At 36.2% G+C, this 23,503-nt stretch carries 20 protein-coding genes; 13 read left to right on the top strand and 7 right to left on the bottom strand.

Going from position 1 to position 23,503, the window contains the following annotated elements; all coding sequences use genetic code 11:
• Positions 1 to 461 precede the first annotated feature (461 nt).
• From D017_RS00040 to D017_RS00085, 10 genes are all read left to right on the top strand, one after another.
• Positions 462 to 1,094, top strand: coding sequence for a DUF2306 domain-containing protein (locus D017_RS00040; RefSeq protein ID WP_035333960.1), 633 nt, complete (start codon positions 462 to 464; stop codon positions 1,092 to 1,094).
• Between the two features lie 721 nt (positions 1,095 to 1,815).
• Positions 1,816 to 2,067 (top strand): DUF6364 family protein, encoded by a 252-nt coding sequence (locus D017_RS00045; protein WP_035333961.1) that lies wholly within the window; start codon positions 1,816 to 1,818, stop codon positions 2,065 to 2,067.
• Positions 2,068 to 2,490 (top strand): PIN domain-containing protein, encoded by a 423-nt coding sequence (locus tag D017_RS00050; protein ID WP_035333962.1) that lies wholly within the window; start codon positions 2,068 to 2,070, stop codon positions 2,488 to 2,490. It abuts the gene before it with no gap.
• 392 nt (positions 2,491 to 2,882) lie between these two features.
• The gene (locus D017_RS00055; protein WP_035333963.1) at positions 2,883 to 3,839 is read left to right on the top strand and encodes a hypothetical protein; all 957 of its coding nucleotides are present in this window, start codon (positions 2,883 to 2,885) and stop codon (positions 3,837 to 3,839) included.
• Between the two features lie 275 nt (positions 3,840 to 4,114).
• Complete coding sequence (locus D017_RS14860) at positions 4,115 to 4,432, top strand: hypothetical protein (protein ID WP_051583747.1); 318 nt, start codon at positions 4,115 to 4,117, stop codon at positions 4,430 to 4,432.
• 85 nt (positions 4,433 to 4,517) lie between these two features.
• On the top strand, positions 4,518 to 6,692 hold the full coding sequence (locus D017_RS00065) for a TonB-dependent receptor (protein ID WP_035337720.1): 2,175 nt from the start codon (positions 4,518 to 4,520) through the stop codon (positions 6,690 to 6,692).
• Positions 6,693 to 6,976: 284 nt separating this feature from the next.
• Positions 6,977 to 8,461, top strand: a complete 1,485-nt coding sequence (locus D017_RS00070; RefSeq protein ID WP_081804605.1) for a S41 family peptidase — start codon at positions 6,977 to 6,979, stop codon at positions 8,459 to 8,461.
• A gap of 395 nt (positions 8,462 to 8,856) precedes the next feature.
• Positions 8,857 to 9,990: an aspartyl protease family protein gene (locus D017_RS00075; RefSeq protein ID WP_035333966.1), complete on the top strand. Its 1,134-nt coding sequence runs from the start codon at positions 8,857 to 8,859 to the stop codon at positions 9,988 to 9,990.
• 386 nt (positions 9,991 to 10,376) lie between these two features.
• A complete protein-coding gene (locus D017_RS00080; protein WP_035333967.1) occupies positions 10,377 to 10,574 on the top strand; it encodes a hypothetical protein in 198 nt (65 codons plus the stop codon).
• 146 nt (positions 10,575 to 10,720) lie between these two features.
• Positions 10,721 to 11,827: a two-component regulator propeller domain-containing protein gene (locus tag D017_RS00085; protein WP_081804607.1), complete on the top strand. Its 1,107-nt coding sequence runs from the start codon at positions 10,721 to 10,723 to the stop codon at positions 11,825 to 11,827.
• Positions 11,828 to 11,901: 74 nt separating this feature from the next.
• Here D017_RS00085 and D017_RS00090 read toward each other — a convergent pair whose 3' ends face one another.
• On the bottom strand, positions 11,902 to 15,321 hold the full coding sequence (locus tag D017_RS00090; RefSeq protein WP_035333969.1) for a methylmalonyl-CoA mutase family protein: 3,420 nt from the start codon (positions 15,319 to 15,321) through the stop codon (positions 11,902 to 11,904).
• A 143-nt stretch (positions 15,322 to 15,464) separates the two neighbouring features.
• Between D017_RS00090 and purU the strand changes: the two genes are divergently transcribed.
• The 3 genes from purU to D017_RS15220 all read left to right on the top strand — a co-directional run bounded on the left by purU (position 15,465) and on the right by D017_RS15220 (position 17,416).
• The gene (gene purU / locus D017_RS00095; protein ID WP_035337724.1) at positions 15,465 to 16,319 is read left to right on the top strand and encodes a formyltetrahydrofolate deformylase; all 855 of its coding nucleotides are present in this window, start codon (positions 15,465 to 15,467) and stop codon (positions 16,317 to 16,319) included.
• Positions 16,320 to 16,400: 81 nt separating this feature from the next.
• Positions 16,401 to 17,111: a DUF4197 domain-containing protein gene (locus D017_RS00100; RefSeq protein WP_035333970.1), complete on the top strand. Its 711-nt coding sequence runs from the start codon at positions 16,401 to 16,403 to the stop codon at positions 17,109 to 17,111.
• Between the two features lie 137 nt (positions 17,112 to 17,248).
• Positions 17,249 to 17,416, top strand: coding sequence for a Lacal_2735 family protein (locus D017_RS15220; protein ID WP_013749631.1), 168 nt, complete (start codon positions 17,249 to 17,251; stop codon positions 17,414 to 17,416).
• On the opposite strand, the gene D017_RS00105 is transcribed toward D017_RS15220, so the two are convergent.
• From D017_RS00105 to D017_RS00130, 6 genes are all read right to left on the bottom strand, one after another.
• Positions 17,396 to 18,193, bottom strand: coding sequence for a helical backbone metal receptor (locus D017_RS00105; protein ID WP_035333971.1), 798 nt, complete (start codon positions 18,191 to 18,193; stop codon positions 17,396 to 17,398). The two genes, D017_RS15220 and D017_RS00105, sit on opposite strands and share 21 nt — an antisense overlap.
• 1 nt (position 18,194) lies before the next feature.
• The gene (gene pyrF, locus D017_RS00110) at positions 18,195 to 19,016 is read right to left on the bottom strand and encodes an orotidine-5'-phosphate decarboxylase (protein WP_035333972.1); all 822 of its coding nucleotides are present in this window, start codon (positions 19,014 to 19,016) and stop codon (positions 18,195 to 18,197) included.
• Positions 19,017 to 19,058: 42 nt separating this feature from the next.
• Positions 19,059 to 20,138 (bottom strand): peptide chain release factor 1, encoded by a 1,080-nt coding sequence (gene prfA, locus D017_RS00115; protein WP_035333973.1) that lies wholly within the window; start codon positions 20,136 to 20,138, stop codon positions 19,059 to 19,061.
• A 104-nt stretch (positions 20,139 to 20,242) separates the two neighbouring features.
• A complete protein-coding gene (locus tag D017_RS15225) occupies positions 20,243 to 20,653 on the bottom strand; it encodes a hypothetical protein (RefSeq protein ID WP_152023831.1) in 411 nt (136 codons plus the stop codon).
• A 562-nt stretch (positions 20,654 to 21,215) separates the two neighbouring features.
• Complete coding sequence (locus tag D017_RS00125; RefSeq protein WP_035333975.1) at positions 21,216 to 21,941, bottom strand: hypothetical protein; 726 nt, start codon at positions 21,939 to 21,941, stop codon at positions 21,216 to 21,218.
• Between the two features lie 266 nt (positions 21,942 to 22,207).
• Entirely contained in the window at positions 22,208 to 23,389 is a 1,182-nt protein-coding gene (locus D017_RS00130) for an AIR synthase related protein (RefSeq protein ID WP_035333976.1), read from the bottom strand.
• Positions 23,390 to 23,503: the final 114 nt, after the last annotated feature.

Raw genomic sequence — 23,503 nt, forward strand, 5'->3', positions numbered from 1 at the left:
ATTCCCGCCGTCGTATGGCTCCGCTTCAAAATCAGAACACCTCAAAAATCGTTGAAGTATCGAAGAGTTAGGTATAGATCGAGTAAGGAGTAAATCCGCTAGGATTTTAAAGCTCTTGGTGCTCTCTATTGATAAACGATTTGGGGTGGCTAAGCGGTTCTTTAATGCCTTCCTCTCGCTATGCTCGTCGGAGGCAGGACTCAAAAATGTCTAGAGAAATCATCTAAAGCATAGAAACCTCGAAACGTGGTTGCAACCAGCCACAACTACAGCATAAAGCGAATGAGACATTTTTGAAAGCTCTACGCGCGGCGACAGATCCACAAATAACTGTATATTTAGACAATCAATTAATAAACAAATAAATACAGGCTATCCAGCAAAATGCCGCACTCGCTTTATGCAGTGGCCTGTTGGCAACAAGCTAAAAGCACTGTAACATTTCAGAAAACTATTGAAAAATGAAAAAAGCTTCTTGGTTTATAATTGGAATTTTATCCACGCTTGTTGGTCTATATCCTAGTATTTACTTTTTGATTGACAGGCGATTTGGGCTATTAGCATCAAAGTCAGCAGAACTTTTAAGTGACAGCGTATGGAATATTGCATTTTATGGACATATACTTCTCGGAGGACTTGCACTATTAATCGGATGGTTACAGTTTAGTAAAAAGTTGAGAAGAAAGAATATTAAAATACATAGAACAATTGGAAAAATATATGTGGTTTCTGTTTTAATAAGTGGAGTTTGTGGGCTTTTTATTGCATTATACGCGACAGGTGGAATTATCAGTATACTTGGCTTTTTCACATTGGGAATAATCTGGTTAAGCACAACTATTCTAGGTTTTAAAGCAGTTAAAAATGGAAATGTTGAATTACACGAAAAATTTATGATTTTTAGTTATGCAGCTTGCTTTGCAGCGGTAACCTTAAGAATTTGGCTTCCCGTATTGACAGGAATAATGGGCGAATTCATTGGTGCTTATAGAATAGTTTCTTGGTTATGTTGGATTCCAAATATAATTGTTGCAATCCTCATTGTAAGAAATAAAAGAACACGAACAAAAAAGCCAGTTGCCAACACCGTATAAAATTAATTGCTTGTGCAAGCCTACTTACGAAAATCCTCGCGGATTTTCTATCTGGTTTGTATTTGCTAAATTAGGTACTTAAACACGCAACTAATCTTATACAAGACCGTGGACGGCTGATTGCCAAAGGACATGTTTTTCATCTCAAGATAAGCCACATCCAAAGCAGTAGCATATTTGTAAATTCCCGCCATCGTATGGCTCCTCTTCAAAATCAGAACATCTCAAAAGTCGTTGAAATATCTAAGATTTGGGTATAGATTGAGTAAGGAGTATATCCGCTAGGATTTTAAAGCTCCCACCCTACCAATCAGCCGTCCACAGGCCACTACTCAAAAATGCCTAGGGCATACATCTCAATTATAGAAAGCTCACACGTAGTTGCAGCCTGTGTATTCCTCTCGCTCGTATGTCACTCGTCGGATGCATGAACTACAGCATAAAGCGAATGTTGTGCCTTCCTCTCGCTGCGCTCGTCGGAGGCAAGTTTGAAAGCTCTACGCGCGGCGCACAACTCCAAAATTCATTGTATATTTAGATCAAACAAACAAGACCGCAAATTAAAGCAAACCAGCAATCCCGATAGCTATCGGGAGCCCAACTCGCTTTATGCAGTGGCCTGTTAGCTACAAGTTAACAGCACGTGTTTAAATATAAATATTTACACGTATTCAATAGCTATTTTGTAACTTTGTGAACAGTAACTCATAAACTGATTATTATGAACACAAAGTTGACATTAACAATAGAAAGAGAAATAATTGAAAGAGCTAAAAACTATGCGAAAGAAAAAAATCGCAGTTTATCAGATATTATCGAAAACTATTTAAAAACACTCACCAAAGAAGAACGGAAAAACAAAAGCAAAAAGCTTAATCCTGCGGTAGAATCTCTAAGAGGTTCTTTCAAGATGCCTAAAGATATGGATTATAGAAAAGAGCTTAAAAATCGATTAGAAAAAAAATATATTTAAATGGATAAAGTTCTAATTGATACTGATGTTTTACTCGATTTCTTTTTTGATAGAAAACCATTCGCCGAATATTCAGCAGGAATTTTAAACCTTTGCGCTGAAAAAGAAATAAAAGGATATACAACACCAGTTATAATTTCTAATGTTTATTATTTACTCAGAAAAACTGCAAAGCATGATATTATAGTTGAAAAGATTAAACAACTTCTGAATATAATTGATATTATTAAAATGGATAAAAATGCTGTCTTGGATGCATTAAACTCTCAATTTAAAGATTTTGAAGATGCATTGCAAAACTTTTCCGCCATACAAAATGGTCAAATAAAGATTGTTTTAACAAGAAACTTAAAAGATTTTAAAAAGAGTGAGTTAGCTATTTTGACACCAGAAACTTATCTAAAAGGAAAATCTAGTGACTAACAAAGAACTGAGTTAAAAAAAGCCTACTTTGGCTGCGGTCAGTACAGGCTTTTAAGCTAATTTTAATCTATAGTTTTCGGCGTAGGGTCTTCCTGATTTTATGATGGCTAAGGCTTGCTTTGAGTCCTTGCTTGCTACTATTACAAATGCTCTTCACTTTTTATACTTGGTTACACTTTCGCGAAAGCGTAATAGCCAACTTTGAATGTGCTACGTACAGCAGCAACTCCAAAATTCATTGTATATTTAGATCAAACAAACAAGACCGCAAATTAAAGCAAACTAGCAATCCCGATAGCTATCGGGAGCCGCACTCGCTTTAAGAGTTATCTTTTGGCATTTACTCTAAAGAATGTAGGTTGTTCAAATAGTAACCAATTAGAAATATCACAATGAAAAAAATATTGAAGTTTTTGGTGTTTATCCTAGTAGCATTTATTTATTCGTGTGAACCAGGAGACTCTCCAGAAGAACTTGAGGAAATAATAGAAATAGAAGAAGAAGTTTTAGAAATTTCTGATCCTAATTTCAAATACGCTCTTTTAAATACAAATTGTGTTGATACAAATATTAACCAAATTGGAGATATTGATTTGGATTTAAACAATGATGGAAAATTTCAAATAAGCGAGGTGGAATCTGTAGAAAGTTTAATACTTAAAATGGACTTTTATAAAATCGTTAGGTCTATTGATTTGAGAGAAATTAAATATTTCAAAAATCTTAAGTATTTAGAGTTATCGTACACCACATCAGACGGTTTTGTTGAGAATACTAGTTCAGAACGAATAGTATATGATTTTTCAGATTTAAGAAAATTAGAGACTTTGAAAGTTAATTATCTATACACAGATTTTTGTTCTTCTATCAATTTAGAGGGTCTAGAAAACTTAACCAATTTAGACCTTTCCTATAACAGACCTAGTTTTCTAGTCTCCCCTGATGACTGGGAATATCCAATTCATTTTACAGAGATAAACATGAATAACTGTCCTAATCTTTCTGATCTTAGCATAGTAAATAGCTTCCTAATTACTGATTTTTGCGAGATTCCTTCCCTAAAAAAATTAGACATGCAATATTTAGAAGGCGGCGAACCAAATATTTTTGACTTTCACTGTCTAACTCAATTAGAGTATCTTAACATCTCAGAAAATTATATTGAAAATTTAATATTAAAAAACGGATCGGTTCTTAATACCCTTTTAGTAAATGACATAGGTGCTGTAGGGAATTCTAATTATCCTTTTATTGATTATCTCTGCCTAGATGACAGTCAAGAAGAATATGAGCAAATTATAAACGTCATTGATGATAACACACTAATCAACTATGATTGCACCTTTTAGTTTCAAATATACATGGCGACTCAACATTAACAAAGAACTGAGTTAAAAAACGAGCCTACTTCGGCTGCGGTCAGCACAAGATTTTAAGCTAGTTTTAATCTATAATTTTCATCTTAGGTTTTCCTGATTTTATGATGGATAAGACGTGCTTTAAGTTCTTGTATGCTACTATAACAAATGCTCTTCACTTCTTATACTTGGGTTGCGCTTTCGCGAAAGCGTACTTAAACAACTTTTTATAAACTATACTTTGAGAGTTTTATATCTTTGTTGTAATGAAAACAGCTTGTTATCTATTATCATTTTTAGTACTCTTTCTCTCCACGATGCCATCGTGTTGTGAGGATGCCTGTGATGATGAGCTAGCAACAACACAGTGTGATCTTAATCACAGTGATCACGATGATTATAGCTCTGAGGGGAGCTGCTCTCCATTTTTAACTTGCGGAAGTTGTACGGGTTTTGTGATGTTAAAATCGGCTTTTGAGCTTAAAGAACTTACACCTATTGCCGTAAAAACTAGGGTGACTTATAAACCCTCGTACACAGATTACTTTGCTGCATCTATATGGCAACCGCCAAAACTAAGTTAATAGCAGCGCTTTGCTGCATCGCATAAAATCGCTGCTCCACATTATTATGGAGTGGTCTACCTATCATAAACTTATAAGAGACATTATGAAAACATTCATATTGCCACTGCTTGCAATGCTATATGCATCTGCAATGCTGGGGCAACACACATTTAACGCGCGAGTACTTGATAAAGACACTAAGGAAGCACTCATAGACGCAACCGCTATAGTAGAAGGTACTACAAATGGCGCAATAACAAATAACAAGGGATTATTAGAAATTAAAAATATTGCCAGCGGAAGGCAAACTGTAGTCATAAGCTATCTTGGCTATGAGACCTACCGCCTTACTAAAACCTTCCCGCTTACCTCAACTTCTCCCTTAGAAATATTACTTACTAAGAGTGATGATGAGTCGCTAGAAGAGGTGGTAATTGCGTCTACTAGATCAAAGCGCACCATTTACAATATTCCCACACGTATGGAGGCTATCTCTGGTGAAGAACTAGAAGAAAAAGGGAATATGAAACCTGGTGATATACGTATGATGCTTAACGAGAGTACAGGTATACAAACACAACAAACCTCTGCTACTTCATATAATTCAAGTATACGTATACAAGGACTAGATGGTAAATACACGCAGATATTGCGAGATGGTTTTCCTCTATATGCGGGATTTTCTGGAGGGTTGAGTTTAATGCAAATTGCACCTTTAGATCTCAAACAGGTTGAAGTAATTAAAGGTGCTTCTTCCACCCTATATGGCGGTGGGGCAATTGCAGGTCTAGTAAATCTTGTGTCTAAAAAACCTACAGATGAGCGAGAGCTTAGTTTTATGGTAAATGGAACTTCTGCCTTAGGCCTAGACGTAAGTGGGTTTTATGCAGAGCAATTTGATAAAGTAGGGACGACTATATTTGCCTCATATAACGTAGGAACTCCTTATGATCCAGCAAATATAGGCCTTACAGCCATCCCTAAGTTTACGAGATATACACTTAACCCAAAACTCTTTGTCACGCTATCTGATAAAACAGATGCCGTTATAGGCTTTAATAGTATTCTCGAAGATCGTGTAGGTGGTGATATTACTTTTATAGAAGAAGGTGAGAACTTACCTAACCGCTTTTTTGAAAGAAATGAGACTACACGTCTTAGTTCGCAACTAGGCTTAGATCATCGTCTGGATGATAATCGCTCACTGGCATTTAAAAATAGTGTAAGCTTTTATGACCGTAGTATTGAGATACCTGACTTTACATTTTCTGGAGCACAAATTTCGACCTTTACAGAGGGTACTTACACCACGATTTCTGGTGATTCTGAGTGGGTTTTTGGTGCTAATTTATGGACAGATTCTTTTACTCAGGATCAAGAAGGGATACTAGATGTAGTAGATTATAGCCATACTACGGCTGGCCTATTTGTGCAAAACACTTGGGATATTAATGAGCAGTTTGTGCTTGAGTCTGGCTTAAGAACAGATTATCAGAACGAATATGGCCTCTTTGTTTTACCTAGGGTATCTGCGCTTATGCGTGTTAACCCCAAGCTATCACTACGTCTAGGTGGTGGTCTTGGGTACAAAACACCTACCGTTTTTACCGAAGACGCAGAGCGTATACAGTTTCAAAATGTGCTACCTATAGATGTAGCAAATACAGAAGCAGAGCAAAGTATAGGTGCAAATTTTGATATTAACTATAAAACACCGCTTACAGATAATCTGTCCTTTAGCATAAACACCTTGCTTTTTTATACACAAATACAAGATCCGCTTGTGCTCGTACCACAGGATAACTCTTTTTATCAGTTTGAGCAACCTGATGGTCGTATTGCAACGCAGGGAATAGAAACAAACGTAAAACTTTCTTATAATGACCTCGCCCTATTTATAGGGTATACACTGGCAGATGTAAATCAGCAAATTGAAGGAACCACTAGTACCTTTCCTCTAGTATCAAAACATAGGCTCAATAATGTACTTATGTATGAAGTAGAAGAAAAACTCAAAATGGGTCTGGAGGCTTACTATTTTAGCCCACAGCAGTTAAATGATGGTAGCACCGGGCAGCAGTACTGGCTATTTGGGTTTATGGTAGAAAAGCTCTGGGAAAATTTTTCGGTCTTTATCAATTTTGAAAATTTTGGTGATACGAGACAGACTAAATTTGACACTATTTTTACAGGAAGCGTTACTAATCCTGAGTTTAGAGACATTTATGCTCCCGTAGATGGCTTTGTGATTAATGGAGGATTTAAGATTAAACTATAGCAAACCGTTTCTTATAGCATCATCACACAACAAAATTTCAACAAGGGCTTCTTTATTGCAGAGAAGCCCTTGTTATTATTAATTTTTAACGCTTTCGCGAAAATGTGATTGTCATTTATAAATGTGAATTCTCTATGTGAATCAAGTAACACCGTAATTCATTGTATATTTAGATCAAAAAAACAAGACCGAATACTAAAGCAAACCAGCAATCCCGATAGCTATCAGGAGCCGCACTCGCTTTATGTAGAGGGCTGTTGTGGTTAATTATCGAAAATCTACGAATGAAAAAAATTATATCAGTCTTAACAATAATTTTGGCATCAGTTCAGATTTTATCTGGACAGGATTTTGGGGATTTTCCCAAAATCAAAAAGGATAAATTACTGAATGACCTGGAACTACTCTATCAAGGATTAGACAAATTCCATACAGGAATGTATTGGTACACACCAAAGGATAGTGTAGATTTTGCATTTGAAATGGCTAAGAGTAAAATCACTACAGATTTAAACGTACTTGAATTCCACAAAATAATAGCGCCTTTGGTAGCTTTATCAAGAGAAGACCACACTAATATTTATTTACCTGAATTTGTGAGTGAAAAATTAAATGAGGAGATAAAATTCTTGCCGTTTACGGTCGTTTTTTTAGATAAGCAGCTTTATGTCGTGAAGAATGGCTCAGACTTTGAAGAATTAGATTTACAAGGTAAAGTTATTGAATCTATAAACGGAGAAACACCAATTCAGATAGTTGAAAAAATTGGAAATCTCTTTGCTTCTGATGGATTTATAAAAACTGTAAAATATAGTGATTTGGAAGGTTTTAATCTTTCCAAATACTACTTCTACTTCTACGGACAACTGAGCCAATTTAAAATTAAATTTAAAAACACAGAAGAGATTTTGGTTATCAAATCTCAGACCATTGATACCATAAATAAAAACCTGAAATCACGATATAAAGTCATCACAGGTGATAAGGAGAAAGACTTGTTAGAATTTAAGTTTTTAGATGCCTCAACGGCCTACTTGGGCATTCATTCGTTTTCTAATTCAGATATTAAAGAGGAATCAAAAGAGACCAATCTTAAAACCTTTCTAAGGAATAGTTTTAATCGTATCAAAGAACGCAACATCCAAACACTTATCATTGATGTAAGCGAAAACAGTGGTGGAACTGAAGGCAATGAAGGGATACTCTATTCATATTTCGGAGACAATTATCAAAAATACTTAAAGGTAAAAGCTAAAACGCAAAAAGCAATTTTAGACAATGATGTTGACAAGCCAATTACCTTAAAAACTTTTGGATTTTTAGAGAGAGTATTTGCCAATAAAAAAATGAAAGATAAGTCATACGAAAGAAAACAATGGATTGGATACGGATTGACGGCTTACAATAAAGAACCTGAATATAAATTTAAAGGAAAGATTTATATTATAATTAGTCCCGTCACCTATTCAGGAGGAAGTGAGTTTAGTAATATGATGTTTACGAACGACTTAGCAACTTTTGTAGGACAAGAAACAGGTGGAGGGTATTTAGGAAACACAAGTGGTTATAGCCAAGAATTAAAATTACCAAATTCTCAGATAGAGATTAGTATTCCTGCCTTACAATTCCTAATGAATGTCAAACCAAAACTACCATTTGGAAGTGGTGTAAAACCTCATTACAAAGTGATACCGACTTTTGAACAATATTTGAATGGTGAAAATGCATCTCTACATTATATTTTGGAACAATTAGAAAACAAAAATTAACTGGCTACAACAAAGAACTGAGTTAAAAAACAAGCCTACTTCGGCTACGCTCGGCACAAGCTTTTAAGCTAGTTTTTAATCTATAATTTCCATCTTAGGTTTTCCTGATTTAAGGATTACAACAGCTTTTCTTACGCTATTTGTGCTTCCTAGAAAACATCTATATAGCTATCAACTTTGAAAGCTCTACGCGCGGCACACAACTCCAAAATTCATTGTATATTTAGATCAAACAAACAAGACCATAAACTAAAGCAAACCAGCAATCCCGCTAGCTATCGGGAGCTGCATTCGCTTTATGTAGTGGCTGTTACCTAGAATTTATGAAAAGTCATTATATTTTAATATTTGCAATCCTACTCACAAGTTGTAATTCACTTAAACAATTACAATTAATGAAATCTGGAAAAACTGAACAGAAAGATTTTTTTATAACAACTCCATTTGAATTTCGTGCAGGTTTACCAGTTCTAGAGGTGCAAATAAACGGAATGAAAGGAAATTTTTTATTTGACACAGGAGCTCCAAATATTATTTCATTAGAGTTTGCAAAAAAATTGAGCTTAACGACAAAAGCAAAAGGAAATGTTAGAGATTCAGGGGGGAATACGTCAGCAGACCAGAAATATGTTTCTCTTTCTAATGTTAAAATTGGTTCAGTTAATTTTCTAAATACTGGAGCAATAGTACAAGATTTGAGTTCTTCAGATGTAATGGAATGTATCAAACTTGATGGTATCATTGGTGCTAACCTTATGAAAGAAGCTTTTTGGAAAATTGATTATAAAAATCAAACAATTACTTTAACAGATAACATTTCAAAACTAGATATATCTAGTGATTATGAAGTATTAAAATTCAACCCAAAAATATCAAGTACTCCTTTGATTAGTTTATTAGTGAATGGTACTGAAATTAATAATATAACTTTTGATACTGGTTCAAATGGAGAAATAACTTTACCAAAAAAGTTTTATCACCAATTAAAGAAAGAGGATGTAAACCTAAATAGTACTTTCACAAAAGGTTCAAATACATATGGTGTAAGTGGTATCGCAAAATCTGATACAACTTATTATGCAAAAAGTAAAAGCTTAAGAATTGGAGATACATCTCTTAATGACAAAATCATCCAATTTAGGGAGTATTCAAATATTGTAGGAACAGGTTTTTTGAAGAATTTTAACATCATATTAGATTGGAGAAATAACCAGATATTCCTAAAAAAAATCGAAAAATATGATTACGATTCTATTGAAGATTTTGGATTTAAGCCAAATTTAAAAGACAATAAATTACTTGTTGGAGTCATATTTAACAATTCTAGTTCTTATGGAAAATTAGAAATTGGAGACGAAATATTAGAAATAAATAAAACTGATTTCACAAAATTTTCAAAATTCGATTTTTGTGAATTGATAAATAATGGAAATTGGGAATATGAAAAAAGCGGAAAAATAAAAATTAAGGTTAAAAGAGATAAGGAAATTTTCATTTACGACATCAGGAAATTAGAGGTACTAAACTAAGCACTATTACCAACTAAGAACCAAGCTAAAAAAACAAACCTCCTTTGGCTGCGCTAGGCACAAGCTTTTAAGCTAATCTTGATTTATAGTTTTCATGGTATGGTCTTCCTGATTTTATGATGGCAAAAACTTACTTAAAATCTTTGTTTGCCAATGCGATGAGAGCTAGTTTTTCGCTTCACTCATACTTATTACATTTTCGCGAAAGCGTACTTCTTACAGTCAACTTTCAAATCATTACACGCAGCCCACAACTTCAAAATTCATTGTATATTTAGTCCAAACAAACCAGACCACAAACTAAAACCAATTAGCTATTATGCAAGTCTTAAGGAGCTTAATTTTCTCCATGTTCAGCTTGTTCTAGAAGACCCAACAAAAATAATATGATAAAAAAAGCTTTTGAATACTTGTTAATAATATTGATCATAACTGTAGTAATAGGTTGCTCAAGTGATGACAATTGTCCTGACCAATTAATGATTAACATCAATGATCCAGAAAGTATAGAAAGAGCTGAAGAGTGTGGCCTAAGCCCAGCAGAGCCTTTAGGTGAATCACTTGGGGTTTATAAAATCCAATAAACCAAAAATGATTGAAGCCCTAGATAGTATGCTCATTGTGTGTAAAACTTTTGAGACTATCTGGACAAAAGACAATCAGTAATCATCTCACTTACTAATTGATTTGAATAGTTTACTTTTAAGTATCCACACTTAAATTTATCGCTATGACTTTCGGCAGAATTACTTTGATTGTATTTTCTATAGTGCTACTGCTTAGCATTTCTTGTAAAGAAGCTATACAAACCCCTGTTATAGATGAAGCTCCCCATTTCGCCTTGAGCGATACGACCTCAGCTACTAAAACAATAATGGGACCTACTGTAATTGATTTGGCTCCTCCTCCATTAAGCCAATTTATACGCAGGATCTTTCAAGATTCTCAAGGGAGCTTATGGATGGGAACTAATGGTGATGGCGTGATAAGATATAATGGAACGAGCGTAGACTACTTTTCTTTAGACGAGAGTTTTAATGGCGAGGCAGTGCGAGCAATTCTGGAGGATAAGAATGGTACCATCTGGTTTGGGACCAATCGAGGTCTTGTAAGCTATGATTTGAATGCGACGACATCTCGCAGTAAACCCACTTTTAAAAACTACGCAGAAGCGCAGGGACTTACAGCAAATAATATCTGGAGTATGTTACTAGATTCAAAAGGAACGTTATGGATAGGCGCTTTGAGTGGCATAAACACCTATGACGGAACAACTTTTACTCCTTTCCCGCTACCAGAAACCAGCGTAGATAATTCTCGTGGTGTCTCAAGTACGACCATTGTGCATAGCATAATGGAGGATACAAAAGGACAGCTTTGGTTTGCCTCAAACGGTGGTGCTTTTATATGGGATGGCAATACGCTAGATACCTTGAGCACCAAAGACGGTCTCGCAGGTAATAATGTGAATGATATGCTAGAAGACCGCACAGGCAATATCTGGTTTGCAACACACCATAAAGGCGTGAGCCGTTATGATGGAACTAAGTTTACAAACTTTACTACAGATGGAGCAATTACAGGAGAAGAAGTGTGGAGTCTTTTTGAAGACTCAAAAGGAAACATCTGGTTTCCTGCCGAAAATGCTGGGGTATACAAATACGATGGTAATAGCTTTACCAACTATAATGAGAACGATGGCTTACAAAGCAATGCCATCCAGACCATTTATGAGGATGCTACCGGCACCATCTGGCTAGGTGGATATCAAGGGCTTTCTAGATTAAAAGGTGATAAGATCATACCCGTCACAGAAAGTGGCCCGTGGAAGGATTGAGCAGGTCAAGATTACTCAAAAACAAAAAAGGCGACCATACGGTCGCCTTTTTAAATAATTATTATCTCGTAATATTACATATTACGTCTGTACTGCCCTCCTACTTCAAAGAGCGCACTTGTGATTTGTCCTAGTGAGCAAACCTTAGTTGCTTCCATAAGTTCTTCAAAAATGTTGCGGTTATTAATCGCTGCATCTTGAATTTTTGCAAGCTCTGCTTCTATCTTATCTGCTTTTTCCTTGTGGAGGTTTTCTAGCATTTCGATTTGATATTGCTTCTCCTCTTCGGTAGCTCTAATTACTTCTGCTGGGCGTACTGTTGGACTTCCTTTTGAACTTAAGAAGGTGTTTACTCCGATAATAGGGAACTCACCGTTATGCTTAAGCGTTTCATAATACAAGCTTTCTTCTTGTATTTTAGAACGCTGGTACATTGTCTCCATTGCTCCTAGTACACCACCACGCTCTGTGATTCTGTCAAATTCTAGTAAGACTGCCTCTTCTACAAGCTCTGTAAGTTCTTCTATAATAAATGATCCCTGTATTGGGTTTTCGTTTTTAGTAAGTCCTAGCTCTTTATTGATAATAAGCTGTATTGCCATTGCACGACGTACACTCTCTTCTGTAGGCGTTGTGATTGCCTCATCATAAGCATTTGTGTGTAGCGAGTTACAGTTATCATAAATCGCATACAAGGCTTGCAAGGTTGTACGTATGTCGTTAAAATCAATCTCTTGTGCGTGTAAGCTACGCCCAGATGTCTGGATGTGATACTTAAGCATCTGTGCACGTGAGTTTGCTTTATACTTCTCCTTCATTGCCTTTGCCCAAATCTTACGAGCAACACGACCTATGACCGCATATTCTGGATCGATTCCGTTTGAGAAAAAGAACGATAAGTTAGGACCAAATTTATTGATATCCATCCCACGGCTTAGATAGTACTCTACATACGTAAATCCGTTAGATAATGTAAGTGCAAGTTGTGTGATAGGATTTGCTCCTGCCTCTGCAATGTGATATCCAGAGATAGACACACTATAGAAGTTACGCACTTTTTGCTCGATAAAGTACTCTTGTACATCACCCATTAAGCGCAGTGCAAACTCTGTAGAGAAGATACACGTATTCTGCGCTTGATCTTCTTTAAGAATATCTGCTTGTACCGTACCACGCACTTGTGTAAGTGTCTCTACTTTTATGCGGTTATACACGTCTGCTGGGAGTACTTGGTCACCTGTTACGCCTAGTAACATTAACCCTAGACCATCATTTCCTTCTGGAAGATCACCTTGGTATGCTGGACGTGTTTTTCCTTTATAGATAGCTGCAATCTTTGCTTCTACCTCTGCTTCTAGTCCGTTTTCTTTAATGTACTTCTCACAGTTTTGATCTATAGCGGCATTCATAAAGAAACCTAGCAACATAGGCGCAGGTCCGTTTATGGTCATACTTACAGAGGTCATAGCGTGACTTAAGTCAAAACCAGAGTACAATTTCTTTGCATCATCAAGACAGCAAATACTCACTCCCGCGTTACCTATCTTACCATAAATATCTGGACGGTGACCTGGATCATTACCATATAAAGTTACCGAGTCAAAAGCGGTACTTAATCGCTTAGCCGGCATTCCTAAACTCACGTAGTGAAAACGCTTGTTTGTGCGCTCTGGTCCTCCTTCTCCTGCAAACATACGTGTAGGATCTTCTCCCGTACGTTTAAAAGGATAGAGTCCAGCAGTGTATGGGAATTCTCCCGGTACATTTTCTTGTAAACACCAGATTAAGATATCTCCCCAAGCTTGATACTTTGGCAAGGCTACCTTAGGTATTTCTGTATGTGATAATGACGCACTGTGCGTAGGGATTTTAATCTCCTTGTCTCTTACCTTAAAGGTATACACAGGCGCTTTGTATCTATTTACTTTCTCGTCCCAACCGGTAATAATCTCCCAGTTGTACGGATCGAGATCCATTTTTACTCTGTCAAATTGTGCAAGTAGCAATTTTAATACTTCTCGATTTTCTGATTTATTTGACAAAAAGGAGTCATTAAGACCAGTTTTAGTGATGTGAATTGTGAAATTGGCAATAGACTCAATAGTTTTATAAATACCATAAAGTGTTTGTGCTGTTTCTTGTTGCGCTTTCGCGAAAGCGTCATACCCTCTATTACTCTCTGCAATCTCGCTCAGGTAACGTGTACGCGCTGGAGGTATTACAAAGATCTTCTCACTCATCTCCTGGCTTATCTCAAAAGTACTCGTAAGATCTGCCTCGTTTACCGTGTTTACCTTTTCCATTATACGCTTGTAAAGCGTGTTCATCCCTGGGTCGTTAAACTGGCTTGCAATGGTTCCAAAAACTGGTAACTCATCTTGCGGTGTATCCCACAAGTTATTGTTGCGCATATATTGTTTCTTAACATCACGTAGCGCATCTAGCGATCCACGCTTGTCAAATTTGTTTATCGCAACGAGATCTGCAAAGTCTAGCATATCTATTTTCTCGAGCTGCGTAGCTGCACCAAATTCTGGTGTCATCACATAAAGCGACACATCGCTATGCTCTAGTATCTCTGTATCTGACTGCCCAATACCTGATGTCTCAAGGATGATTAAATCATACTCTGCTGCTTTAAGTACTTCTATGGCTTCGCCTACATACTTAGATAGTGCGAGGTTACTCTGTCTGGTAGCCAGCGAGCGCATATACACACGCTCATTGTTAATCGCATTCATACGGATACGGTCACCTAGTAAGGCTCCGCCCGTTTTACGCTTAGAAGGATCTACAGAAATAAGACCAATGGTCTTCTCTGGAAAATCGATAAGAAATCTACGCACCAGCTCATCTACTAGTGAAGATTTACCTGCTCCTCCAGTACCTGTAATACCAAGTACGGGTGTGAGTGAGGATTCATTCTTTTTATGAATTGCATCAAGCGTATCTTTTGCAACCTCTGGAAAGTTTTCGGCAGCAGAGATTACTCTGGCTATAGCCGTAGGTACTTTATCACTAAGTTGAGAAGCTTGGTTGTCTAGCTTATCTCCTATGGCATAATCAGACTGCTGTACAAGGTCATTAATCATCCCCTGTAACCCCATCGCACGGCCATCATCTGGAGAGTAGATACGAGTAATTCCGTAATCCATAAGCTCCTTAATTTCTTCTGGAAGTATCACACCACCTCCTCCACCGAAGATTTTAATATGTCCCGCACCTTTCTCTTTAAGAAGGTCGTACATATATTTAAAATACTCATTGTGCCCTCCTTGATAAGAGGTCATTGCAATGGCATTTGCATCTTCTTGTATGGCAGTATTTACTACTTCTTCTACACTACGGTCGTGACCTAAATGTATTACCTCTACACCGGTACTTTGTATAATACGGCGCATAATATTTATCGCGGCATCGTGTCCGTCAAAAAGGGAAGCAGCAGTTACTATTCTAACTTTATGCTTAGGAGTATAAGGAGTGGCTTGTTCCATTTGTAATTTTAAGTATGTATAACGATGTAAATTTACGTAATATTCAATAATAAAGCGAGTTGAATATGAATTACACAAAAAAGAAAGTTTATATGTGATTTGCGTTATAATATGTGCAATTTAGAGGTAAGAAAATCAAGCTTATGGCACATCTTACCTTACTTATACACTGCAAAGACCAAAAGGGAATTATCGCCTCGGTGACTAATTTCATTTTAGAAAATGAAGGAAACACCACCTATATAGATCAGCACGTAGATGCGGTGGCAAATGTATTTTTTATGCGCCTTGAGTGTGTTTTTACAAATCCATCTTTTAGCACTGCACAGTTTAAAACGGCTTTTAGAGAAAAGCTGGCAACTACTTTTGAGATGCAATGGCAACTTTATCCCGCTACGCAAAAACTCAAAATGGCCATTTTTGTGTCAAAATATGATCACTGCCTCTATGATATACTAGGCCGCTACAACGCTGGAGAGCTTAACGTAGACATCCCTTTTATCATAAGTAACCATAGTGATCTCGCACATATTGCGGCTAATTTTGGCATTCCTTTTTATCACATCCCAGTGACAAAAGACACCAAAGCTGCTGCAGAGCAAGAACAGCTTAAACTACTCAAAGCACATCAAGTAGACTTTATTGTTCTCGCTCGCTATATGCAAATCGTAACGCCCACGGTAATAAATGAATTTCCACATCGCATTATAAACATACACCACTCTTTCTTACCTGCCTTTGTAGGTGCAAAACCTTATCACGCGGCCTTTGCTCGCGGTGTAAAAATTATAGGCACCACCAGTCACTACGTCACAGAAGAACTAGACGCAGGTCCCATCATCGAGCAAGACACTATACGTGTAACCCACAGCCACACCATCCCAGACCTCATTGCAAAAGGTAGGGACCTGGAGAAAATCGTACTCTCAAGAGCTATAAAATTACACGCACAGCATAAATGCTTTGTGTATGGTAATAAGACGATAATTTTTACCTAAATGAAATGAATAAGCTGGGTTACGCTTTCGCGAAAGCGTAATTATCAATTATATTTACCACAATACTTAAATGACATTATTATGAAAAAGATCATCGCTGTACTCGTTTTATTTTCACTCGTTTCTTGTGCCGAATTACAAGGCGTTATAGATAGTTTACCTACAGAATCTGGAACTTCTGGAATAAGCAACCAGATGATAGGTAGTGGTCTTAAGCAGGCATTAGATTTTGGAATTGATAAGCAAGTAACAAAGCTTACCTCTACAGATGGTTTTTATAAAAATGAATTGGTAAAAATCTTATTACCAGAAGAGTTACAAAAAGTAGATAAAACATTAAGAGCAATAGGCTTAGGAAGTCTTGCAGATGAAGGTATAAAAGCCCTAAACCGCGCTGCCGAAGATGCGGTAAGCGAGGCTACACCAATCTTTGTAGACGCAGTGAAGCAAATTACCTTTAACGATGTGCGTACCATTTTACTAGGAACAGATAATGCGGCAACTCAATATCTAGAAGGAAAAACAAACACGGCATTGTATAATAAATTCAACCCTGTGATTAAAAATAGCTTTGCCAAAGTAGGCGCAGATCAAATCTGGACTAACCTCATCACAAAGTATAATGACTTACCTCTTACAAATAATGTAAATCCAGATCTTACAGATTATGTAACGCAACAAGCACTGCAAGGTGTGTACACAATGATTGCTGTTGAGGAAAAAGAAATAAGAACAAAAACACAAAGTAGAACTACAGATTTACTTAAGCGCGTGTTTGCATTACAAGATTAACAAGATTAACAAGATTAACAAGATTAATCTTACATTAATTACTTGATTTTTATACAGTTACAATAGTTTGGTTCGGTTTTTTTTTAATACATTTATTAATAGAAAATAAGTTTAACCCCAAATTAACTAATTGTACTATGAATTCTCAATATAAGCACCAGCGCATTAAGACCTATATGGAGCGCAAACACAAAAAACTTGTTGAAGAAGCTTACAATCTAAAGTACACAGATCATGAACAGAGCGATGTACTTACCTTTGAAGCCCTGCAACTAGATTCTAAACTAAAGTTCTTGCAATTCTAGTTTAGATCGTAAATCTCTAAAGTATGCGTATGCATTAAGAAGCCTACTCCCATACCAAGAGAAATACTCACCGTCTACTAATACCACTCTAGCAGTGGTATTTTTTTTGAATAATGCGATATGTTCTTCCTTAAATGGAAAAGGTTCTGATGATAAGAAGATGTAATCAAGATCAATAAGCTGTTTTGCTCGAACCTCTGGGTATCTACCTTCTACAGAAGTAAAAGCATTTGTAAAACCAGCTTCTTCTAAAAGTGTGTTTATAAAAGTATCTCCACCAGCAACCATCATTGGTTCTTTCCAGATAAAGTAGCCTACACTATTTTGAGTAGATTTCTTCATTTCCTTCAAAAAATCAGTACGCTCTTTTGTAATAGCTGTAGCTAGTTGTTGCGCTTCTTTCTCTTTTTTAAAAATTACTCCGTACTGAAGTATAAGCTCAAGAGATTCTTGAACGGTTATAATGTCTGATGTATGTACAGAAGTAATTGCTTGAAGACGCTCTACAATCTCTTTGGTGTTTTCTTCTTTATTACAAAGAATAATATCTGGCTGCAGAGCAGTTATTTTTGCAAAATCTACTTGCTTCGTACCGCCTACTACTTCTTTCTCACCACGCAAGTGCAGCGGATGAACACAAAACTTTGTTACACCTACAATGTGATCTTCTAACCCTAGGTCAACTAAGAGTTCTGTCTGACTAGGTACTAATGATACAATACGTTGTGGTGTACGATCAAAAGCTAGACGAGTGCCTATTTGATCAGTGATATGCATACTAAATATGTTCCAAAATGAGCTCACTCATCTCTTCTTGCATTTGCTGTGCAACATTGCGCGCAGCAATTGCGAAGTCTTCTCCTTGAGAATTATAGATAATACCTCGAGAAGAGTTAACTAGAAGACCTATATCTTCAGTCATTCCATATTTACATACTTCACGTAAGCTACCTCCCTGCGCTCCTACTCCTGGTACGAGTAAGAATGCCTCAGGAATAATAGCACGTATATCTGTGAGATACTCTGCTTTTGTCGCTCCTACTACATACATAAGCTGCTCACTATTTGTATATGACTTTGACGTTTCAAGTACGTGCTTGTAAACTTCTTTACCATCGATTTCCTTAGTTTGAAAATCGAATGCTCCTTTATTTGAAGTAAGAGCAAGCAATATCGTGTGCTTATCATCAAAAGCTAAAAAAGGCTCTACAGAGTCTTTACCCATATAAGGCGCTACGGTCACAGAGTCAAAATTGAGATCTTCAAAAAATGCCTTAGCATATCTTGTAGACGTATTCCCTATATCTCCACGTTTTGCATCTGCAATAGTGAATTGCTCAGGGTATTTCTCGTTGATATAATTAATGGTTTTCTCTAGCGCCTGCCATCCTTTGATACCGTAAGCCTCATAAAAAGCAGTGTTAGGTTTGTACCCCACACATAAATCTTGAGTGGCATCTATAATTGCTTTATTAAAAGCAAAGATGGGATCTTCCTCTTTTAATAAGTGCTCAGGTATTTTATCAAGATCTGTATCAAGACCAACTATTAAAAAAGATTGCTTCTTTTTAATCTGAGTAATTAAATCAGCTGTTTTCATTTTTGCTTGTTTCTGGTCTAGATAATAATCAGCTCCGTTATGCTATAATTCTCCTTCTGTAAATTTGAGTTTCTCTGTGTTTTCTACAAGTCTCAATTCCTCAAGAATTTTTTGAATATCACCATTTACAATATTTTGTAAATCATATAGTGTTAAACCTATTCTGTGATCAGTCACACGTCCTTGAGGATAGTTATACGTACGAATCTTAGCACTACGGTCACCACTACTTACTTGAGAGTTACGCTTTGCAGCATCTTCTTCTTGCTTTTTTGCAAGTTCAAGATCATACAGACGTGAGCGTAGTACCTTAAAGGCTTTCTCTTTGTTTTTGTGTTGTGATTTTTGATCTTGACACTGTGCTACAAGACCTGTAGGGATGTGTGTTAATCGTACTGCTGAGTAGGTTGTGTTTACAGACTGCCCTCCTGGTCCTGAAGAACAGAAAAAGTCTACACGTACATCTTTAGGTTCTATTTGTACATCAAACTCTTCGGCTTCTGGAAGTACCATTACTGTAGCTGCACTAGTGTGTACACGACCTTGAGTTTCTGTCTGAGGTACACGCTGTACACGGTGTACTCCAGCCTCAAACTTCATTGTACCATACACATCTTGCCCTGTAATTTCAAACTGGATTTCTTTAAATCCTCCAGAAGTACCTTCTGAGTAGTCTACCGTACTGTGTTTCCAGCCAGGCACGCTATCTACATACTTAGTGTACATTCTATACAAATCTCCTGCAAAGATACTTGCCTCGTCTCCACCCGTTCCCGCACGTATTTCTACTACGACGTTTTTGGCATCTTCTGGATCTTTTGGGATAAGCATCATTCTGATTTTTTCCTCAAGTTCAGGAATACCAGTTTTTGCTTCTTCATATTGTATTTTGGCCATATCGACCATTTCGGCATCGCTGCCATCTGCTATGATTTCTTCGGCTTCTTTAAGATTATCTGTAAGCTCTATATATTCATCGCGCACTTCCATCAGTGCCTTAAGATCACTATACTCCTTGTTGAGCTGCACGTAGCGCTTTTGATCTGTTATAATATCTGGCTGTATGATTAGGTCACTTACCTCATCAAAACGCTGTTTTACTATCTGTAATTTTTCTAACATCTACTTTCTCTAATAAGTAGCGAATTTACGATAATTTAAACAAGGAATAAAAGGTTAATGGAGGTCTATATACGCTTTCGCGAAAGCAAAAAAAGTTAGAACAATTAATAGGATTGAGTAAGTTCATTGTTTTCATCTTCATTATTTACAACATCTAAAACTGTATATGTAAAAAATGCCAAGCCTAATGCGGCAGAGACAAAATCAATATAGTAGAAAAAATTAATTCCATAATAATAGCCCAAAAGAGAGGCGACATCAGAAAAAATAAAGCAAAAAACAAAGAATAGGAATGCTAATGATCTATCACTATTAACAACTTGATTATATAAAACTGCTATTGCCCCCAATAAACTTATAATAACTCCAAAAAGAAAAACAAGACCAGACTGGAAAGATCCTTCATAACTCGCTTTTACCTGAGAGACTAGTTCATTAAGAATAAATAGGTTAAGACCAATAAAGACTAATGTAAGTATTATGGCTACCCTGTCTTTTAAAAATGTCTGGAACATATCTAGCCGTTTAATAATGATAAGGCTATACGTCACACAACCTAAAAGGATGTAGGCTATCTGCCCAAAATTTTTATAGTAGTAGAAAACCGAAAATTCTCGCATCGATAGCATTACTAGAATTGCAATCACGATAAACCTAACATGAGGTGCTTTGATTATGTAGTAAATGAGAAAGACTAGTACTGTAAAAAGTGGCATATACCTTAAGAGATAAACATACTGCCCTGAATAAACAGACAGAATATTTAGTAGTATAAGACCTACGGTGATTAATGGTAAATAATTACCTGCTTTGCGTAATGAAAATTGCATTAGTCAATTGTTAGTTGGGGGGATACTAAAAGCATTTTACTTGTTAATAAAAGTAAGCAAAAGTAAAATTATAACCACCGTAAATAATTGATTTTAACAAAAAACAGTAAATCTAAGTATCTTAAATCAAGATATTTACTAATTGCAACTATACAATTACAACTGCTGTTAGGGATTTTTTATTAAAGGTACTACGGTTAAATTTGAGGTATTTAATTAATAAACGAACAGGTAGATATTGTATTACCTAAGATAACATATCATATTGCTCTGCCTCTTCAATCTGACTGCTAGTTGCTGTGATGGTATAAGAAAATAGACCTAAGCCTACGGCATAAGCTACACGATCTACATAAAAAAGCATCTCATACCCAAAATAATACGCAAATAAAGAGGTGACATCACTGGTAAGAAAACTTATCATAAATAAAATGTAAGCTAGTGATCTGTTACTGTTATAGACTTGATTATATATTATCGCTGTTGCACCAAAAACAATCATAAATACACCATAAACATAAAAGAGATATGGCTCGAAGGGACCTTGAAATCCAATACTCACTAGTTTTGTTATTTCATTAAGAGCAAATGTATTAAGCACAATAAATACTAAAGTAAAAATCAAAGCGCTTTTATCTCTGCTAATAACTTTAAGTATATCTCCCCGCTCTAAACAAATAGTTGCATAAGCGATTACACCAAGTATAAGGTACATTTTATGCCCCAGATTAGTTTCATAAAACATAACGGCTATATCCCTTGCCATTAAACTTAATAGTATTGCAATCACAATAAAACTCTTTTGGGATGCGCGTAAAAAATAGTAGGCGATATATATTCCTATAGTGATCAAGCGCACCACCCTCATTATTTCTAAATCTGAGGTGATAACGGCAATCACATTAATCAATATTGCAAAACCAATAATTAATGGTAATCTCCTAAACTTTATTGCTGATGTAATTTTCTCCATACGGATAGCTATTTGACTTATTAGGGGTAGCTAATTAAACATTTGACTTGGGATGAAAAATATACGAAAAAACTATGGCCAACGGATTTCTTTAATCATAAAAAAAACCTAAAAACAATAGCTAACTTTCCCAATAACAAATTATTATACTGTGCTAAATAAAGGTTAACACTTTCTTTTCTAGAATAAAAAAAAGCCTGTAATAAATACAGACCTCTTTTGCGATTAAAATCATCTTCTTTTCAGAGCGCGATATAAAGTATATCTTAATATGTAAAAGTTCCTTTATCGCTATGTATTGTAAGTCTCTTTCCACTTGTAGAAGCTTCTACCTTACCTACTATTTGCGCATCAACATTATAAGAAGTTGAGATCTTCATAATATCTTCGGCCACCTCTTGAGGGCAGTAAATCTCCATGCGATGTCCCATATTAAACACTTGGTACATCTCTTTCCAGTCTGTACCGCTTTCCTCTTGTATAAGCTTAAAGAGTGGTGGAGTTTCAAATAGATTATCTTTTATAATATGCAAATCCTCAACAAAGTGTAATATTTTTGTTTGAGCACCTCCACTACAGTGCACCATACCGTGTATACTGTCTGAGTTATATTTAGATAAAATATCTTTAATTATAGGTGCATAAGTTCTTGTAGGAGAAAGCACGAGTTTACCTGCATCTAGCGGGCTACCAGGCACTGCGTCTGTAAGCTTTTTTGAACCACTATACACAAGATCTTCTGGCACTGCTGCATCAAAACTTTCTGGATATTTCTGTGCTAAGTACTTGTCAAACACATCATGACGTGCAGAAGTAAGTCCATTACTCCCCATACCTCCATTGTATTCTTTTTCATAGGTCGCTTGACCGCTAGATGAAAGACCTACAATAACATCTCCAGGACGTATGTTTGCATTATCAATAACATCGCTACGCTTCATACGAGCGGTAACCGTTGAATCTACAATAATTGTGCGTACAAGATCACCTACATCTGCCGTTTCTCCGCCTGTAGAGTGAATGGTCACACCGTAAGATTTCAACTCTGCCAAAAGTTCTTCTGACCCATTAATTATGGCCGAAATAACCTCACCAGGAATCACATTCTTATTACGTCCTATTGTTGATGATAACATGATATGGTCTGTCGCACCCACACATAACAAATCATCTATATTCATAATAAGAGCATCTTGAGCGATACCTTTCCACACTGAGATATCACCCGTTTCTTTCCAGTACATATATGCTAGAGCAGACTTTGTCCCAGCACCATCTGCATGCATTACAAGACAGTAATCATCATCACCCGTAAGTGCATCTGGCACAATCTTGCAAAATGCTTTAGGAAATAACCCCTTATCTACATTTTTTATAGCGTTATGTACATCTTCCTTACCTGCAGAGACACCGCGTTGTGCGTATCGTTTAGAAATTTCTTGGCTCATCTATAAATTTTACTCCGCAAAAATAGGGATTATATAATGGGCTTTAAAATTGATTTACAAACAGTTTGATCAAGCTTATAAAATAATTACTTATGTGTTTAATTTTATAATTAC

It is taken from the genome of Dokdonia sp. PRO95 (assembly GCF_000355805.1).
Taxonomy (GTDB): domain Bacteria; phylum Bacteroidota; class Bacteroidia; order Flavobacteriales; family Flavobacteriaceae; genus Dokdonia.

What these genes read in the sequence shown, in the direction of transcription:
- D017_RS00040 (WP_035333960.1), top strand. Translation starts at nt 462, where the DNA reads ATGAAAAAAGCTTCTTGGTTTATAATTGGAATTTTATCCACGCTTGTT.
- D017_RS00045 (WP_035333961.1), top strand. Translation starts at nt 1,816, where the DNA reads ATGAACACAAAGTTGACATTAACAATAGAAAGAGAAATAATTGAAAGA.
- D017_RS00050 (WP_035333962.1), top strand. Translation starts at nt 2,068, where the DNA reads ATGGATAAAGTTCTAATTGATACTGATGTTTTACTCGATTTCTTTTTT.
- D017_RS00055 (WP_035333963.1), top strand. Translation starts at nt 2,883, where the DNA reads ATGAAAAAAATATTGAAGTTTTTGGTGTTTATCCTAGTAGCATTTATT.
- D017_RS14860 (WP_051583747.1), top strand. Translation starts at nt 4,115, where the DNA reads ATGAAAACAGCTTGTTATCTATTATCATTTTTAGTACTCTTTCTCTCC.
- D017_RS00065 (WP_035337720.1), top strand. Translation starts at nt 4,518, where the DNA reads ATGAAAACATTCATATTGCCACTGCTTGCAATGCTATATGCATCTGCA.
- D017_RS00070 (WP_081804605.1), top strand. Translation starts at nt 6,977, where the DNA reads ATGAAAAAAATTATATCAGTCTTAACAATAATTTTGGCATCAGTTCAG.
- D017_RS00075 (WP_035333966.1), top strand. Translation starts at nt 8,857, where the DNA reads ATGAAATCTGGAAAAACTGAACAGAAAGATTTTTTTATAACAACTCCA.
- D017_RS00080 (WP_035333967.1), top strand. Translation starts at nt 10,377, where the DNA reads ATGATAAAAAAAGCTTTTGAATACTTGTTAATAATATTGATCATAACT.
- D017_RS00085 (WP_081804607.1), top strand. Translation starts at nt 10,721, where the DNA reads ATGACTTTCGGCAGAATTACTTTGATTGTATTTTCTATAGTGCTACTG.
- D017_RS00090 (WP_035333969.1), bottom strand. Translation starts at nt 15,321, where the DNA reads ATGGAACAAGCCACTCCTTATACTCCTAAGCATAAAGTTAGAATAGTA.
- purU (WP_035337724.1), top strand. Translation starts at nt 15,465, where the DNA reads ATGGCACATCTTACCTTACTTATACACTGCAAAGACCAAAAGGGAATT.
- D017_RS00100 (WP_035333970.1), top strand. Translation starts at nt 16,401, where the DNA reads ATGAAAAAGATCATCGCTGTACTCGTTTTATTTTCACTCGTTTCTTGT.
- D017_RS15220 (WP_013749631.1), top strand. Translation starts at nt 17,249, where the DNA reads ATGAATTCTCAATATAAGCACCAGCGCATTAAGACCTATATGGAGCGC.
- D017_RS00105 (WP_035333971.1), bottom strand. Translation starts at nt 18,193, where the DNA reads ATGCATATCACTGATCAAATAGGCACTCGTCTAGCTTTTGATCGTACA.
- pyrF (WP_035333972.1), bottom strand. Translation starts at nt 19,016, where the DNA reads ATGAAAACAGCTGATTTAATTACTCAGATTAAAAAGAAGCAATCTTTT.
- prfA (WP_035333973.1), bottom strand. Translation starts at nt 20,138, where the DNA reads ATGTTAGAAAAATTACAGATAGTAAAACAGCGTTTTGATGAGGTAAGT.
- D017_RS15225 (WP_152023831.1), bottom strand. Translation starts at nt 20,653, where the DNA reads ATGTTCCAGACATTTTTAAAAGACAGGGTAGCCATAATACTTACATTA.
- D017_RS00125 (WP_035333975.1), bottom strand. Translation starts at nt 21,941, where the DNA reads ATGGAGAAAATTACATCAGCAATAAAGTTTAGGAGATTACCATTAATT.
- D017_RS00130 (WP_035333976.1), bottom strand. Translation starts at nt 23,389, where the DNA reads ATGAGCCAAGAAATTTCTAAACGATACGCACAACGCGGTGTCTCTGCA.